The 15,317-nt window shown below is 70.9% G+C and carries 15 protein-coding genes; 10 read left to right on the top strand and 5 right to left on the bottom strand.

Going from position 1 to position 15,317, the window contains the following annotated elements:
* Nucleotides 1–154 precede the first annotated feature (154 nt).
* Nucleotides 155–496, bottom strand: coding sequence for a thioredoxin TrxA (gene trxA / locus FZ025_RS06635; RefSeq protein ID WP_046977483.1), 342 nt, complete (start codon nucleotides 494–496; stop codon nucleotides 155–157).
* A 202-nt stretch (nucleotides 497–698) separates the two neighbouring features.
* Here trxA and rhlB point away from each other — a divergent pair, with 202 nt between their 5' ends.
* The 6 genes from rhlB to rpoH all read left to right on the top strand — a co-directional run bounded on the left by rhlB (nucleotide 699) and on the right by rpoH (nucleotide 6,876).
* Nucleotides 699–2,474 (top strand): ATP-dependent RNA helicase RhlB, encoded by a 1,776-nt coding sequence (rhlB, locus tag FZ025_RS06630; RefSeq protein ID WP_104558551.1) that lies wholly within the window; start codon nucleotides 699–701, stop codon nucleotides 2,472–2,474.
* Between the two features lie 70 nt (nucleotides 2,475–2,544).
* On the top strand, nucleotides 2,545–3,231 hold the full coding sequence (gene ftsE, locus FZ025_RS06625) for a cell division ATP-binding protein FtsE (RefSeq protein WP_046980543.1): 687 nt from the start codon (nucleotides 2,545–2,547) through the stop codon (nucleotides 3,229–3,231).
* A complete protein-coding gene (gene ftsX / locus FZ025_RS06620; protein WP_046980544.1) occupies nucleotides 3,228–4,175 on the top strand; it encodes a permease-like cell division protein FtsX in 948 nt (315 codons plus the stop codon). The genes ftsE and ftsX overlap by 4 nt, the downstream gene beginning before the upstream one ends.
* A gap of 7 nt (nucleotides 4,176–4,182) precedes the next feature.
* Nucleotides 4,183–5,025 (top strand): response regulator, encoded by an 843-nt coding sequence (locus FZ025_RS06615; protein ID WP_046980545.1) that lies wholly within the window; start codon nucleotides 4,183–4,185, stop codon nucleotides 5,023–5,025.
* A gap of 22 nt (nucleotides 5,026–5,047) precedes the next feature.
* Nucleotides 5,048–5,776: a uracil-DNA glycosylase gene (gene ung / locus FZ025_RS06610; protein ID WP_046980546.1), complete on the top strand. Its 729-nt coding sequence runs from the start codon at nucleotides 5,048–5,050 to the stop codon at nucleotides 5,774–5,776.
* Nucleotides 5,777–5,997: 221 nt separating this feature from the next.
* A complete protein-coding gene (gene rpoH, locus FZ025_RS06605) occupies nucleotides 5,998–6,876 on the top strand; it encodes an RNA polymerase sigma factor RpoH (RefSeq protein ID WP_046980547.1) in 879 nt (292 codons plus the stop codon).
* An 89-nt stretch (nucleotides 6,877–6,965) separates the two neighbouring features.
* On the opposite strand, the gene FZ025_RS06600 is transcribed toward rpoH, so the two are convergent.
* Nucleotides 6,966–7,424, bottom strand: coding sequence for a hypothetical protein (locus FZ025_RS06600; RefSeq protein WP_046980548.1), 459 nt, complete (start codon nucleotides 7,422–7,424; stop codon nucleotides 6,966–6,968).
* Nucleotides 7,425–7,654: 230 nt separating this feature from the next.
* On the opposite strand from FZ025_RS06600, the gene FZ025_RS06595 reads away from it, so the two are divergent.
* Both FZ025_RS06595 and FZ025_RS06590 read left to right on the top strand, forming a co-directional pair.
* Complete coding sequence (locus FZ025_RS06595; RefSeq protein ID WP_046980549.1) at nucleotides 7,655–7,867, top strand: hypothetical protein; 213 nt, start codon at nucleotides 7,655–7,657, stop codon at nucleotides 7,865–7,867.
* A 22-nt stretch (nucleotides 7,868–7,889) separates the two neighbouring features.
* A complete protein-coding gene (locus tag FZ025_RS06590; protein ID WP_046980550.1) occupies nucleotides 7,890–8,495 on the top strand; it encodes a helix-turn-helix domain-containing protein in 606 nt (201 codons plus the stop codon).
* Between the two features lie 14 nt (nucleotides 8,496–8,509).
* Here the strand turns inward: FZ025_RS06590 and FZ025_RS06585 are convergent, their stop codons facing one another.
* Both FZ025_RS06585 and FZ025_RS06580 read right to left on the bottom strand, forming a co-directional pair.
* Nucleotides 8,510–9,127 (bottom strand): trimeric intracellular cation channel family protein, encoded by a 618-nt coding sequence (locus FZ025_RS06585; protein ID WP_046980554.1) that lies wholly within the window; start codon nucleotides 9,125–9,127, stop codon nucleotides 8,510–8,512.
* Nucleotides 9,128–9,182: 55 nt separating this feature from the next.
* On the bottom strand, nucleotides 9,183–10,490 hold the full coding sequence (locus FZ025_RS06580) for an NAD(P)/FAD-dependent oxidoreductase (protein ID WP_046980551.1): 1,308 nt from the start codon (nucleotides 10,488–10,490) through the stop codon (nucleotides 9,183–9,185).
* A 254-nt stretch (nucleotides 10,491–10,744) separates the two neighbouring features.
* Between FZ025_RS06580 and FZ025_RS06575 the strand changes: the two genes are divergently transcribed.
* Entirely contained in the window at nucleotides 10,745–11,185 is a 441-nt protein-coding gene (locus FZ025_RS06575; RefSeq protein WP_104558539.1) for a hypothetical protein, read from the top strand.
* Here the strand turns inward: FZ025_RS06575 and FZ025_RS06570 are convergent.
* Nucleotides 11,119–13,308, bottom strand: coding sequence for a primosomal protein N' (locus FZ025_RS06570; protein WP_104558540.1), 2,190 nt, complete (start codon nucleotides 13,306–13,308; stop codon nucleotides 11,119–11,121). The genes FZ025_RS06575 and FZ025_RS06570 overlap by 67 nt on opposite strands.
* A gap of 463 nt (nucleotides 13,309–13,771) precedes the next feature.
* On the opposite strand from FZ025_RS06570, the gene FZ025_RS06565 reads away from it, so the two are divergent.
* Nucleotides 13,772–15,199, top strand: a complete 1,428-nt coding sequence (locus FZ025_RS06565; protein ID WP_244292470.1) for a hypothetical protein — start codon at nucleotides 13,772–13,774, stop codon at nucleotides 15,197–15,199.
* The last annotated feature ends 118 nt before the right edge of the window (nucleotides 15,200–15,317 follow it).

Below are 15,317 nucleotides of genomic sequence, written 5' to 3'. Positions count from 1 at the left end.
GTGCGGTGCGCGAATGCCACCGGATGCGCCGACACTATCATCGCCGCGCAACCACGGCAAGCAGGCGTTACCGGGCGATTCAGCCGGCCGGCAGCGATGCCGCGGGCCGCTACCATACGGCCGCTCCGATCCGGAGCGGCCAGCGACAACGGACTCAGGCCGCCGCGCCGCCCAGGGTCTTGTCGATCATCTGGGTCAGCTGGCCCTTGCCGACCGCGCCGATCTGGGTGGCCTGGACCTGGCCGTCCTTGAACAGCAGCAGCATCGGGATCGAGCGCACGTGGTACTTGATCGCGGTGGCGCGGTTCTCGTCCACGTTGACCTTGGCCACCTTGAGTTTGCCGTCGTAGGTGTCGGCCAGATCATCCAGCACCGGAGCGATCATCTTGCACGGGCCGCACCATTCCGCCCAGAAGTCCACCAGGACCGGTTCGCCGGACTGCAGCACCGCGGTATCGAAATCGGCGTCGCCGACATGTAGGACCTTATCGTTCACTTGGGGTATCTCCTGGGCCAATGCGACCGGCCGGACCGGGTGGCCGCCGCATTGCGCTAAACTGGGGCATTGCGCGGCGAAATCAAGGGATTCCCCCTGTCGCGCGACCCGGTAATGGAAGTAGCCAGTGTGCGACGCTGCCGGGGCCGATGCAAGCCGCGACCTTACGCTTCGGGCGGGGTGGCCTGACGAAGATGGAATGATGAGCGACAAACCGCTGACCGATGTGACTTTTTCCGCGTTCGAGCTGCAACCGGCGCTGCTGGCCGGACTCGAAGGCGCCGGCTTCACCCGCTGCACGCCGATCCAGGCGCTGACCCTGCCGGTGGCCCTGCCGGGCCGCGACGTGGCCGGCCAGGCCCAGACCGGCACCGGCAAGACCCTGGCGTTCCTGGTGACGGTGATGAACCGTCTGCTCAGCCGCCCGGCGCTGGCCGACCGCAAGCCCGAGGATCCGCGCGCGCTGATCCTGGCCCCGACCCGCGAACTGGCGATCCAGATCCACAAGGACGCGGTCAAGTTCGGCGCCGACCTGGGCCTGCGCTTCGCGCTGGTCTACGGCGGCGTGGACTACGACAAGCAGCGCGAGCTGCTGCAGCAGGGTGTGGATGTGATCATCGCCACCCCGGGCCGGCTGATCGACTACGTCAAGCAGCACAAGGTGGTGTCGCTGCACGCCTGCGAGATCTGCGTACTCGACGAAGCCGACCGCATGTTCGACCTGGGCTTCATCAAGGACATCCGCTTCCTGCTGCGGCGCATGCCCGAGCGCGGCACCCGGCAGACCCTGCTGTTCTCGGCCACGCTCAGCCACCGCGTGCTGGAGCTGGCCTACGAGCACATGAACGAGCCGGAAAAGCTTGTGGTCGAGACCGAGACCATCACCGCCGCGCGCGTGCGCCAGCGCATCTACTTCCCCTCCGACGAGGAGAAGCTGACCCTGCTGCTGGGCCTGCTGTCGCGCAGCGAGGGCGCGCGCACCATGGTGTTCGTCAACACCAAGGCCTTCGTCGAGCGCGTGGCGCGTTCGCTGGAGCGCCACGGCTACCGGGTCGGCGTGCTGTCCGGCGACGTGCCGCAGAAGAAGCGCGAGACCCTGCTCAACCGCTTCCAGAAGGGCCAGCTGGAGATCCTGGTCGCCACCGACGTGGCCGCGCGCGGCCTGCACATCGACGGCGTCAAGTACGTCTACAACTACGACCTGCCGTTCGACGCCGAGGACTACGTGCACCGCATCGGCCGCACTGCGCGGCTGGGCGAGGAAGGCGACGCGATCAGCTTCGCCTGCGAGCGCTATGCGATGAGCCTGCCGGACATCGAGGCCTACATCGAACAGAAGATCCCGGTCGAGCCGGTCACCGCCGAACTGCTGGTGGCGCTGCCGCGCACCCCGCGCGCGGCGGTCGAGGGCGAGACCGCCGAGGTCGATGCGGATGCCGACGAAAGCATCGGCGACATCTTCCGCGAGGCGCGTGCGCAGCGCGAGGCCGACGAGCAGCGGCGCGGCGGCGGCAGCAGCCGCGGCAAGCCCGGCGCTGGCCGCAGCGGCCCTGCCGGTGCCGGCGGCCGCGGCGAAGCGCGCAGTGCCGACGGCAAGCCGCGGCGCCCGCGGACGCCGCGCCCGGCCGAGGCCGAGGCAGTGCCGGACGCCGTCGCGGAAGCGGCTGCCGTCGTCGCCACCGAAGCCGTGGCAGCGGTCGCGGCGGCCACGCCCAGGCCGGCCCGCGCGGCCGCCGAAGACGCGCCTGCGGTGGATGGCGCGCGCACGCCGCGCAAGCGCCGGCGTCGTCGCGGCGGCCGGCCGCTGGAAGGTGCCGAGGGTGCGGCCGCAGGCGCGACCAGCAACGCGCCGGCCAAGCCGGTGCAGGTCAGGGCTGCGCGCCAGGGCGAGCGTGCCGCGGCGCCGGCCGCCGCAGCGAACGATTCGTTCCTGACCCGCCTCGGCCGCAAGCTGCGTTCGCTGGTCTCCGGCTCCTGAACCGGCACTCCACCGTGCGCGGCGCGCGCACTGTGGACGAAAACCCGGGCCGCTCCGGCATAATCGCCGGATGAGCGTCCTGCGGTTCGACAATGTCAGCAAACAGTACACCGGTGGCCACGAGGCGCTGGTGGATGTCAGCTTCCAGGTGGAGGAGGGCGAGATGCTGTTCGTCACCGGCCATTCCGGGGCGGGCAAGAGCACCTTGCTCAAGTTGATCCACCTCAGCGAGCGTCCCTCGCGCGGTGCGGTGCTGTTCGGCGAGCGCAACCTGCTGAAGGTACGCGGACGCCGCGTGCCGCTGCACCGGCGCGAGGTCGGCGCCGTGTACCAGGACCACCGCCTGCTGATGGACCGCAGCATCGCCGAGAACGTGGCGCTGCCGCTGATCCTGCGCGGCACCCGCCGCGCCGAGATCGGCAAGCGCGTGCGTTCGGTGCTGGAGCGGATGGGCCTGGGCCATCGCGAGAAGGCGCTGCCGTCGCAGCTGTCGGCCGGCGAGCAGCAACGCGTCGGCATCGCCCGGGCGATGGTCGGCGAACCGCGCCTGCTGGTCGCCGACGAGCCGACCGGCAACCTCGATCCGACCCTGGCCGCCGAGATCATGCAACTGTTCGCCGAATTGCCGGCGCGCGGCACCAGCGTGCTGGTGGTCAGCCACGACCTGGCGCTGCTCAAGCAGATGCGCAAGCGCGTGCTGATCCTGGACCACGGCCGCCTGGCCGACGACATCTCCCCGCAGGACCTGGCCGAATGAGCGCACGCAATGCCGCCGGCAGCGCCGCGCCCTCGCGCCTGGGGGTGTGGTGGGACCACCACCTGCACAGCATCGTCTACAGCCTCGGCCGGGCCATGCGCAAGCCGTGGGCGACGCTGCTGACGATGGCGGTGATGGCCCTGGCCCTGGCGTTGCCGCTGGGGCTGTCGATCGCGCTGGACAACCTCAAGCATTTCGCCGGCAGCGTGCAGCAGTCGCGCGACATCAATGTGTTCCTGAAGACCGACATCGATGCCGCCGCGGCCAACGCGCTGGCGACGACCCTGCGCGGCCGTGCCGACGTCGCCGCGGTGGCGCTGCGCACGCCCGAGCAGGGCATGGCCGAGCTGCGCGACAGCGCCGGGCTCGGCGAGGCGCTGGACGCGCTCGACGACAATCCATTGCCGACGCTGCTGATCGTCACCCCGGCCGCGGCCGACGACGCGCAGCTGGCCGCCGCGCTGAGCGCGCTGCCGCAGGCCGACCTGGTCCAGCACGACGCGCTGTGGCGCAAGCGCCTGGACGGCTGGCTGCGCTTCGGCGAGCGCCTGGTGCAGGTGCTGTCGGTGCTGCTCGGGGCCGGTGCGGCGCTGGTGGTCGGCAATACGGTGCGCCTGGACATCCAGTCGCGGCGCGAGGAAATCGGCGTGCTGCAATTGCTCGGCGCCAGCGACGGCTTCATCCGCCGTCCGTTCCTGTACCTGGGCGCCTGGTACGGCTTCGGTGCCGGGGTGCTGGCGCTGGGCCTGATCGCCGCCTCCGGGCTGGCGCTGGGGCCGCCGCTGGCGGAACTGGCCGACAGCTACGGCAGCCGTTTCGCGCTGCACGGGCTGGACGCGCTGCACGCGGCGCTGGTGCTGCTCGGCACCCTGCTGCTGGGCTGGCTCGGCGCCTGGCTGGTGACCGGCCACTTCCTGCGCCAGACGCGTCCGACCGATACCTGAGGCGCGCATGTCCCGGCACGAGCTCAAGCACCTGATCAGCGACGCCCCGCGGGTGATGGTCGTGGATGGCTCCAAGCTGGTGCGCAAGCTGATCGCCGATGTGCTGCACCGCGAACTGCCGGACGTGGAGGTGGTCGGCTGTGCCAGCATCGCCGAGGCGCGCGCGGCGCTGGAGGCCGGTCCGGTGCACCTGGTCACCACCTCGCTGGCGCTGCCCGACGGCGATGGGCTGGCCCTGGCGCGCAGCGTGCGCGAGGCGGCCGGCCAAGCCTACGTGCCGGTGATCGTGGTCTCCGGCGACGCGCAGCAGCATCTGGTCGAACGCCGCTTCACCGAATACGTCACCGACTACTTCGACAAGGCGCTGGGCCACGCGGCGCTGGCGACCTTCATCCGCGGCTACGTGCAGCCGCAGCCGGTGGCCGGCGCCACCATCCTCTATGTCGAGGACAGCCGCGTGGTGGCCGAGGCGACCAAGCGCATGCTCGAGCGCCAGGAACTGCACGTGGTGCACGTGCTGACCGCCGAGGACGCGTTCGCGCTGCTCACCGCCGAATCGCTGGGCCGCACCACCCGCCGCATCGACCTGGTGCTGACCGACGTCACCCTGAAGGGCGAACTCAACGGACGCGACGTGGTGCAGCGCATCCGCATCGACTTCGCCTACGGCAAGCGGCGCATGCCGGTGCTGGTGATGACCGGCGACAGCAATCCGCACAACCAGTCCGAGCTGCTGCGCGCCGGCGCCAACGACCTGGTGCAAAAGCCGATCGAGGAGCGCCTGCTGGTCACCAAGGTGCTGTTCCAGCTGCGCCTGGCCAAGCTCAACGATACCGCCGTGACCTTCTGACCGACCGATCCGCCGAACCTGCATGAGCAACGAAGACGACACCCGGATACAGCTGGAACCCTCGTGGAAGGCGCAGGTCGGCGACTGGCTGCTGCGCCCGGAGATGCGCGAACTGGCTGCGTTCCTGCGCCAGCGCAAGGCCGCCGGCGCACGCATCTTCCCGCCCGGGCGGCAGATCTTCGCCGCGTTCGAGGCGACCCCGTTCGAGCAGGTCGAAGTGGTGATCCTCGGCCAGGATCCGTACCACGGCTACGGCCAGGCGCATGGGCTGTGCTTCTCGGTGCTGCCCGGGGTGCCGGTGCCGCCGTCGCTGCTGAACATCTACAAGGAGATCGAGGAGGACCTGGGCATCCGCCGTCCCGACCACGGCTGCCTGCTGCCGTGGGCGCAGCGTGGCGTGCTGCTGCTCAACGCGGTGCTGACGGTCGAGGAAGGCCGCGCCGGCGCGCACCAGGGCAAGGGCTGGGAGGGCTTCACCGACCATGTCGTGGAGACCCTCAACCGCGAGCGCGAAGGCCTGGTGTTCCTGCTGTGGGGCAGCTATGCCCAGGCCAAGGGCAAGGTCATCGACACCCGCCGCCACCGTGTGCTGAAGGCGCCGCATCCCTCGCCGCTGTCGGCGCACCGCGGCTTCCTGGGCTGCAAGCATTTCTCCGCGGCCAACGAGTACCTGCGTCGCCGCGGCGCCGCGCCGATCGACTGGAGCCTGCCGCCGCGCGCGGCGTTGGAAGCGGCGGCGGGCGGCGGCTGAACGGTGGTTCGACGGCAGCGCCCGGGGGGGGCGCCGCGTGTACGCAAATTTCGCGGCCCCGATGCTAGGTTTGGCCTTGGTAACCGGTTACGCCTGCCTTCCCCAGCGTTCCAGTGGCCTCCATCACAGTCCGTTTCCTGATTCGAATGGCCCATAAACGGAACGCAGGAACTTTTTACTGTACCCAGCAGTCTAGTTAGCTGACTGCTAAGATGAGTCCTATGAGCCAGACCATACCTGCCACCGCGCTGGTGGCCAACAACCTCCCGATCCCCAGTCCGCTCGGTTCGCTGGATGCCTATATCGGCGCCGTGCACCAGATCCCGGTGCTGACGTCCGAAGAGGAACACGCGCTGGCGGTGCGCTACCGCGACCAGGAAGACCTGGATGCGGCGCGCGAGCTGGTCCATTCGCATCTGCGCTTCGTGGTCCATGTGGCCCGCGGCTACAACGGCTACGGCCTGCCGCTGGGCGACCTGATCCAGGAAGGCAACATCGGCCTGATGAAGGCGGTCAAGCGCTTCGACCCGGAAATGGGCGTGCGCCTGGTCAGCTTCGCGGTGCACTGGATCCGTGCCGAGATGCACGAGTACATCCTGAAGAACTGGCGCATCGTCAAGGTCGCCACGACCAAGGCGCAGCGCAAGCTGTTCTTCAACCTGCGCAAGTCCAAGACCCGCCTGGGCTGGATGAACGCGGCGGAAGTGACCGCGGTCGCCAAGGACCTGAACGTGTCCGAGCGCGAGGTGCTGGAGATGGAGTCGCGCCTGTCCGGCCGCGACATCGGCTTCGATGCGCCGTCCGCCGACGACGACGATCACGCGCCGCCGTCGCCGGCCGCCTATCTGATGGCCGCCGAGGAAGATCCCTCGCAGGCCTACGAGCGCGCCGACAGCGAGGACAACCAGCTGCAGCTGCTGCGCGAGGGTCTGGCCGAGCTCGATGCGCGTTCGCGCGACATCATCAAGCGCCGCTGGCTGGATGCCGACAGCAAGATCACGCTGCAGGAGCTGGCCGACGAGTACGGCGTGTCCGCCGAGCGCATCCGCCAGATCGAGGCCAACGCGCTGAAGAAGATGAAGGCGTTGTTCGTGGCCTAATGCCGGTCCTCCGCCAGGTCCGTACGACCGGATCCGCGGAGACAAAAAAACGGCCCGAGAGGGCCGTTTTTGTTGTGGGCTACGCAGTCTCAGTGCATGCAGACCATCATCGGCATGTTGCCGCACATCATGGTCATCGGCATGCCGCAACCCATCATGCGGTCCATGCTCTCACAGCACATCTTGAGCATGTCCATGCTCATCATGCCGGTCGGCATCATCATGCAGACCATGCCCTGCGACTCCATCGTGCAGGTCATCTCCGGCATCATCGGCATGCCGCAGCAGGCCATCATCGGCATGTTGCCGCACATCATGCCGCACGGAGTGCCGCTGGCCATCATCGACATCATCATGTCGCAGCAGTCCTTCAGCATCTCCATCGAACAGCCTTCGGCGGGCTTCATCACGCACATCATCCCGTCGGCGGTCATGGAGCAATCCATGTGACACATCATCGGCATCATGGTCGCCATCGGCATGGCGGACATGCCCGGCATGGTCATGTTGTTCATCGGCATCGACATCATGTTCATTGCGGTGTTCATGGCAGGCTCCAGTCGGGATGAGGAAGGGGTTGATCGCAATTGGCAATGTCATCATGACAAGAAGTCATCAACATTTCAACAGTATGATTTTAAAAGGAAAATATTCGTTATCCTGAACGGATATCCGTTTTATTGGACGTGGTTATATGGCTATGTCGAGAGGTTGTTTCCCTGCCGGCGCGCGCGGCAGCAGATTGACGGCCACCTTCGGCTACACGTCTGTTACCCGCATGAGCACCCACACCACCGCGAACCTCTACGACGTTGGGGATTACCGCCGCCGCAAGGCGCTGCGCGATTGCGGGCAGGGCAGCCGGCGCCGCGAGTTCTTGTGGGTGCATCCGGCGAGCGGCGCGGCGCAGGTGGCGGTGTTCCGCCCGGCGCAGCCGACCGCTGCGGCAGTCCTGCTGCGCAGCGCGCGCACCGCGGGGCGCCACGGCTGACTGCGGAAATCGAGGGATTGCCATGGTGGCGGTCGATGACGGCAGTCCCGCCGACCCGGCCGACCTCGGCGCGCTGGTCGCCCAGCGCCTGGCGACATTGCGCCGGCAACGGCAGCTGTCGCTGGAGGTGCTGGCCAAGGCCTCCGGGGTCAGCCGCGCGATGCTCTGGCAGATCGAGCAGGGCCGCAGCGCCCCGACGCTGAAGCTGCTGGTGCGGATCGCCGCTTCGCTGGACGTGCCGCTCATCGAGCTGCTGCACGGCGCACGGGCGCAGCAGGCCACGGTGCTACGCGCCTGCGATGCCAAGCAACTGGTCTCGGCCGACGGCGGCTATGTATCGCGCGCGCTGTTCCCGTTCATCGGCGCGCATGCGGTGGAGTTCTACGAGATCCGCCTGCTGCCTGGCGCGATCGAGCGCGCCGGTGCGCATGCGGCCGGCACCGTGGAGAACCTGGTGGTCAACGCCGGCAGCGTGGAAATCGAGGTCGGCGAACAGACCCATGCGCTGGAGGTTGGCGACGCGATCCATTTCCGTGCCGATCAGGCCCACGCGTACCGCAATCCCGGCGACGCGCCGGCAGTGCTGTATCTGGTGATGAGCTATGCCGGCGAACTCAACTATGGTTGAAGCGCCGGACCGGGTCATGGCTCCGGCGGGCGCGCCACCGGCAGATGCCAGCCGTAGCGGATCGCCATGAAGCGCAGGCCGAAGCACAGCGTGGCGCCGATCGCCAGTCCCCACGCCTGCGGCAGGTGCAGCGCATGCGCCGCGGCGACCACGCCGCCGCCGAGCAAGGCCGCCACCGCGTACAGCTCGGCCTGCAGCACCACCGGCGTGCGCGCCACCAGCAGGTCGCGGACGATGCCGCCGCCGATGCCGCTGAGCATGCCGAGCAGGGTCGCGCTGAGCGGACCCAGGCCGAACGCCAGCGCCTTGCTGGTGCCGTACACCGCGAACAGCGCCAGGCCGAGCGCGTCGAAGATCTGCACCGGGTTGCGCAGGCGCTCCACCGTGTTGTGGCTGTAGAAGGTCAGCAGCCCGGCCAGGCAGGCGACGCCGAGATAGCGCGCATCGCCGAGCGCGGCCGGCGGGATGGCGCCGATCAGCACGTCGCGGGCGATGCCGCCGGACACCGCGGGCGTGCACGACAGCACCAGCACGCCGAACAGGTCCAGGCGGTGGCGCACGCCGACGGTGGTGCCGCTGATCGCGAACACGAAGGTGCCGAGCAGGTCGAGCAGGAACAGGAAGGTCGCCAAGACAGCGCTGCGCAGCGCCAAAGGGCGGCTAGGATCGCAGCCCGGTCGCGGGGTGTCACGCGGCCGGCGGCGGCTCCGGCGCGGCCGACTCGGGCGTCGCAGCGCGCGTGTCGTCGCCGAGGATGATCCGCGCCGCGCGCTGGTAGCTCCAGTACGCCCAGGCCCAGTTGAGCAGCACCACCAGGCGGTTGCGGAAGCCGATCAGGAAGAACACGTGCGCGGCCAGCCAGAACCACCAGGCCAGCAGCCCCGACAGCTGCAGGCGGCCCAGATGCACGATCGCGGCCATGCGCCCGATGGTCGCCAGGTTGCCGTAGTCGGCGTAGCGGAACGGCGCGTCGCCGCGTTCGCCGCGCAGCCGCTTCGCCAGATTCTCGGCGACGTGCCGGCCCATCTGCTTGGCCGCCGGCGCCACCCCGGGCACCGGCTTGCCGTCGGCCTGCTGCAGGGCGGCCAGGTCGCCGGCCACGAACACCTGCGGATGCCCGGGCACGCTCAGGTCCGGCTGTACCTGCACGCGTCCGCTGCGGTCCAGCGGCACGTCCAGGGTCCGCGCCAGCGGCGAGGCGGCCACGCCGGCGGCCCAGACCACGGTGCGCGCGGGCACGAAGGTGCTGCCCAGCCGATAGCCGCTGCCATCGATGGCGGCGACCGGCACCCCGGTCAGCACTTCCACGCCGAGCTTTTCCAGTTGTTTCTGCGCCTTGGCCGAGAGCCGTTCCGGGAACGAGGCCAGCACGCGCGGGCCGGCTTCGATCAGCCGCACCTTGGCCTGCGCCGGGTCGATGCGGCGGAATTCGTGCTTGAGCGTATGCCGCGCGATCTCGGCCAGGGTGCCGGCCAGTTCCACCCCGGTCGGGCCGCCGCCGACGATGGCGAAGCTGAGCCAGGCCGCGCGCGCGGCGGGGTCGCTCTCGGCTTCGGCGCGCTCGAACGCCAGCAGCAGGTGGCGGCGCAGGTGCAGCGCGTCGTCCAGGGTCTTCAGCCCGGGCGCGTGCCTGGCCCATTCGTCGTGGCCGAAATAGGCATGGGTGGCGCCGGTGGCGACCAGCAGGTAGTCGTAGTCCAGCGTCGCGCCGCCGGCCAACTGCACCTGCCGCGCCTGCTTGTCCACGCGCATCACGTCGCCCAGATGCACTTCCACGTTGTCCTGCTTGCGCAGGATCTGCCGCAGCGGCGCGGCGATGTCCGGCGACGACAGTCCGGCGGTGGCGACCTGGTACAGCAGCGGTTGGAACAGGTGATGGTTGCGACGGTCGATCAGGGTGATGCGCAGCGGCGCCTTGGCCAGCGCGCGCGTGGCCCACAGCCCGGCGAAACCGCCGCCGACCACGATCAGGTGCGGCACGGGCGCGCTAGCCATGCAGGACTCCAGGTGGATGCAAAGGCGAAATGGACGCCGCCGCCGCGACGATCGCGGCCGCGGCACGCAGGCCGCGATCAAGGTGCCGCGCGGGACCTGTGGGCTGGAACGGCATGCCGCTATATTAGGGCCTGTTACCGCTATCGGGCTAGGCCACGCCGCGCTTGGGCGCGCACGCGACGGCGGCATCGCGCGGTCGCTTATCGACATCGGCGCCCTCGCGCTTCCTTGCCCCGTACGCGCCCAAGCACGGCGTGGCGGCGTCGGCACTGGCGCGCAAGGGCGCGTTCGAACTGCGCGAGGCGCTGCATGGTTTGCCGGTGCAACTGCCGTTGCCGCCGGGCGCGCAGCAGACACCGCAGTTCTGGAGCGGCTTGGACGTGCGCCGGGTCGGGTCGATGGCCGCGGGCGTGCAGGCGGCCGCGGTGGTGGGGTTGCCGGCCTGGGTCGAGCCGCCACCGCGTGGCCTGCTGCTGGCCTTGGCGCTGGGCAGGCCGGCGATCGCCAGCGCCGCCTGCGGCCTTGGCCACGGCGACGGCGCGTGGCGCTGTGTGGATGCCGGCGACGCGGCTGCGTTGCGCTCAGCTGGTGGAAGCGCTGGCCACGCCGGGCTGAGAACGCACTCGGCTCAGTACAGATCCTGCGGATCCACATCCAGCGACCAGCGCACCCGCCGCGCCTGCGGCAGTGCATAGATCGCCGGCACCGCCGCGTCCAGCACCGCATGCAGCGCGCGCCGCGTCGGCGCCGACAACAGCAACTGGGTGCGCTGGAAACCGGCGCGGCGCGGCATCGGCGCCGGCATCGGCCCGAAGCGTTGCACCTCGGCCTGCTCCGGCAGCAGCACACGCACCGCGCTGAGGAAGGCATTGGCGTGTTCGACCTGCTTGGCTTCGGCGCGCAGCAGCGCCAGATACGCGAATGGCGGGAAGCCGGCCGCCTCGCGCTGCGCCAGTTCGGCGGCGGCGAAGGCGTGGTAGCCGCCATGCACCAGGGTCTCCAGCAGCGCATGGCCGGGATGGTGGGTCTGCAGCCAGACCTCGCCCGGACGCGCGGCGCGGCCGGCGCGCCCGGCGACCTGGATCAGCTGCTGCGCCAGTTTCTCGCTGGCGCGGAAGTCGGCCGAGAACAGGCCTTCGTCGATGCCGACCACCACCACCCGGGTCAGCTGCGGCAGGTCGTGGCCCTTGGCCAGGATCTGCGTGCCGACCAGGATCCCGGGCTGCGTGCCGAGCGTGGCCAGCTGCGTCTCCAGCGCGTCGCGGCGCTGGGTGGTGCCGCGGTCGATGCGCAGCACCGGCACCTCGGGGAAGGCCTGCAGCAGGCGCTCTTCCAGGCGCTCGGTGCCGATGCCCTGCGGCTGCAGCGCCAGGCTGCCGCAGTCCGGGCAGGCCAGCGGCGCCGGCTGGCGCGCGCCGCAATGGTGGCATTGCAGGCGCCTGCCGCCGGCATGCACGGTCATCGGCGTGGCGTGCAGCGGGGTGCTGCAGCGCTGGCACGGCGCGGTCCAGCCGCAGTCGTGGCACAGCAGCACCGGCGCGTAGCCGCGGCGGTTCTTGAACACCAGCACCTGGCCGCCGTCGGCCAGCGCGCTGCCGATGCCGGCCAGCACCTCCGGCGACAGGCCGTCCTGCAGCGGGCGCTTGCGCACGTCGAGCACGCGCACCGTGGGCGCGCGCGCGTCGCCGGCGCGGCGGGTCAGGCGCAGGTGCGCGTAGCGGCCGGCGGCGGCGTTGTGCAGGCTTTCCAGCGACGGCGTGGCGCTGCCCAGCAGCACCGGCACGTCCAGCGCCTTGCCGCGCACCAGGGCGAAATCGCGGGCGTGGTAGCGGATCCCGTCCTGCTGCTTGTAGCTGCCGTCGTGCTCTTCGTCGACCACGATCAGCCCGGCCTGCGGCAGCGGCACGAACACTGCCGAACGGGTGCCGACCAGCACCCGCGCCTCGCCGCGCCAGGCCGCGGCCCAGACCCACGCGCGTTCGTTGTCGGTGAGTCCGGAATGCAGCGCGTGCACCGGCACGCCCAGGCGCGCGCGGAACCGCGCCAGGGTCTGCGGGGTCAGGCCGATCTCCGGCACCAGCACCAGCGCCTGGCGGCCGCGCGCCAGGCACGCGGCGATGGCCTGCAGGTAGACCTCGGTCTTGCCGCTGCCGGTGACCCCGTCGAGCAGCAACGGGGCGAAGCCGGGCGCGGCGACGACCACGTCGATCGCGGCCTGCTGTTCGTCGTTCGGGGTGGGGCCGGGCTGTGGCTGCGGCGCGGCGCTGCCGACCGGGACCGCGATGCGTTCGGCGTAGTCGCGCTTGGCCAGGCTGCGCGCGGCGCTGCGCCAGTCGTCCATGGCCTGGTCGAGCCGGTCTTCGTCCACGGCGCCGTCCGCCAGCAGCGCGGCGAAGCGGTGCGGGCGGGTGCCGGGGCGGGCGCGGTGGCTGGCGCCGGCCTCGGTCAGGCGCCAGGCCCAGGCGTGGGTGTCGGGCAGCGCCTCGCCGCGGCGCAGGGTCACCGGCAGCGCGGTCGCCAGCACCTCGCCCAGCGGCGCATGGCTGTAGCGCGCCAGCCAGTGCAGCGAGTCGGCCAGCTCGCCATGCAGCAGCGGGACCGGGTCCAGCCACGCCAGCGCCGCGCGCAGACCCTCGCTGTCCTCGACCTGGCCGAGCGCGGCGACCACCCCGCTCAGTTCGCGGTTGCCGAACGGCACCCGCAGGCGGCGGCCGATGTCGCCGGCGACGGCGGCGTCGCCGGGTGGCGGCAGGTAGTCGAACAGCTGCGGCAGCGGCAGCGGCAGGGCGACGCGGAGGGTGGCGGCAAGGGGGGGCATCCGCATTAGTCTAGCGGTCGCCGCAACGGGTCCAGTGGCCGGCCGGTCGGCACTCGGCGGCTGCGCGAGTTGCGCGCGATAGCTGCTCCAAAACTGATAAACGCGTCGTAAATAGCTGCCCCGCTTGGAGAATCGAATTTATCCACACCTGCTGTGGATAAAGCTGTGCATGAAAGGCATGCTCCACGCCGTGAAGATGGATTCACAAGCTTCTGCCACAACTTGGACAAAAAAGCGCCACTCCAATAAATTCATTGAATAACAGTAACTTAGCCGTGAAACATGGCTGCAACATGATTTTGCGGGGCTTGACAGGAGGCATCGGCGGGGCCTTCCTCGGGTTGTGCACAACCCGCCGCCGCGATCCGCCCCGCTGGCGCCTGAAGCAGCCGATCGGCGCGTCGTTGTCAAGCGCGCGGCGCGGCGGCCGCCTCGCTATCATCGCGCCGATGATGGAGTTCCGATGACCGCCGCGCCCCCCTCCGACGGCGCGGTCGCAGCGCCCGCCCTGGCCGCCTTCCTGCGCGGCATCGAACGCCGTGCCGCGGTGCTGGCCGAGTTGCAGAGCGGCAGCGTCGAGCGCGGCGCGCCGGCGCTGGCCGCGGCGATGCGCGCGTTCCGCAGCCATGCCGCGACCCTGCCGATGGCCGACTGGCCGCTGCGCTTCTGGAAACTGCTCGGCGCGGTGCCGTCGCTGCGCCAGGTCGCGACCACGGCCGGCAGCGGCTGGCCCGCGCCGTTGGCGCACCTGGGCGAGGTGACGGCCGCCGACCGCCTGGCGCTGCTGCTGCGGATCGTGGCCGGGCTGGACGAGCCGACCGCGGCGCAGGTGTTGCACCAATCCACCCAGGACTACCAGCAGGCGCTGGCGCGGGCCTGCCCGCGCGATGCCGGCGGGCGTCCCGATGCGGCCGGCTGGCGCGCCCTGGCCGACGCCGCGCAGCAGCATCTGCGCGAGCTGCCGCCGGCGCGGCTGCAGGCGCTGGCGCAATTGCGCGATGCGGCGCTCGCCGGTGCGGCGCCTGCGCTCGCGCCGGCGGCGGTGCGTCCGCGCCGGCGCGGCGGCGGGCGCGGCCTGACCCGGCCACGGTTGTCGGCAGCGGTGGCGGTGCTGGTGGTGCTGGCCCTGCTCGGAACGCTGTGGTGGGGCAGGATGCCGTCGCGGCCGGCGACGGCGGGCGCTGGTTCGGGTCTGGCGCTGGGCGATACCGGGCCGGTGCAGGTGGAGGAACTGCCGGCCGAGGAGTCGGATGCGCCTACGGCGCCGCCGCTGCCGGCCGCCGCGCCGGCGCCGTTGCCGGAGCCGGCGGTCTACGACCTGGACTTCTTCGCGTGGTACGCGGCGGGCGCGCCGCCGGCACGGATCGAGCGCAGCGCCGCGAGCGCGGAGGAGGCCGCCGAAGCCGCGGCGGCGGCGCCGGCCGGCGGTGTCGCAACCGCGCCGGCAGCGTCCGCCACAGGCGACGCGCCGCCGGCGCTGACCCCGGCGCAGTTGCGCGAGCGCCAGTCCGCCTGGGATGCGCTGGACGCCGCGGTGCAGGCGCGCCTGCGCCAGGTGGCCAGCGCCTTCGCCGGCTTGCCGACGGAGCAGCAGCACACGCTGCGCGCGCAATTCGCCGCGCTGGATGCGCTGGAACGCCATGGCTGGTTGCTGGGTCCGGAACTGGGCAGCGAATACTGGGCGCTGCAGCCGCTGTTCGGCTACGTGCCCGACGCGCAGCGTGCGGCGCTGCTGGGCCTGCTGCGCACGCTGCCGGCCGAACAGCGCCAGCACCTGGCGTTGTTGTCGCAGCGCACCCCACCGCAGGAGCGCGCGGCGCTGCGCGGCGAGTTGCTGGCGCAGGGTGCGGACACGCGCGCGGCCTGGCTGCGCCAGCGCGCCACGCGCTGAGCGCCCAGCATCCGTCGCTTGCTCTCCGAGTCCCGAGTCCCGAAAAAGCCCCTGCACAGGGTAAACTGCCGCCCCTCCGCCACCCGGCGCCGGCGCCTCCCGCGCGGCCGCAGTCGGC

Source organism: Xanthomonas hyacinthi, from assembly GCF_009769165.1.
Lineage (GTDB): Bacteria > Pseudomonadota > Gammaproteobacteria > Xanthomonadales > Xanthomonadaceae > Xanthomonas_A > Xanthomonas_A hyacinthi.
Note: the sequence above shows the minus strand (reverse complement) of the source record. Positions and strands in the feature narration are given on the sequence as shown.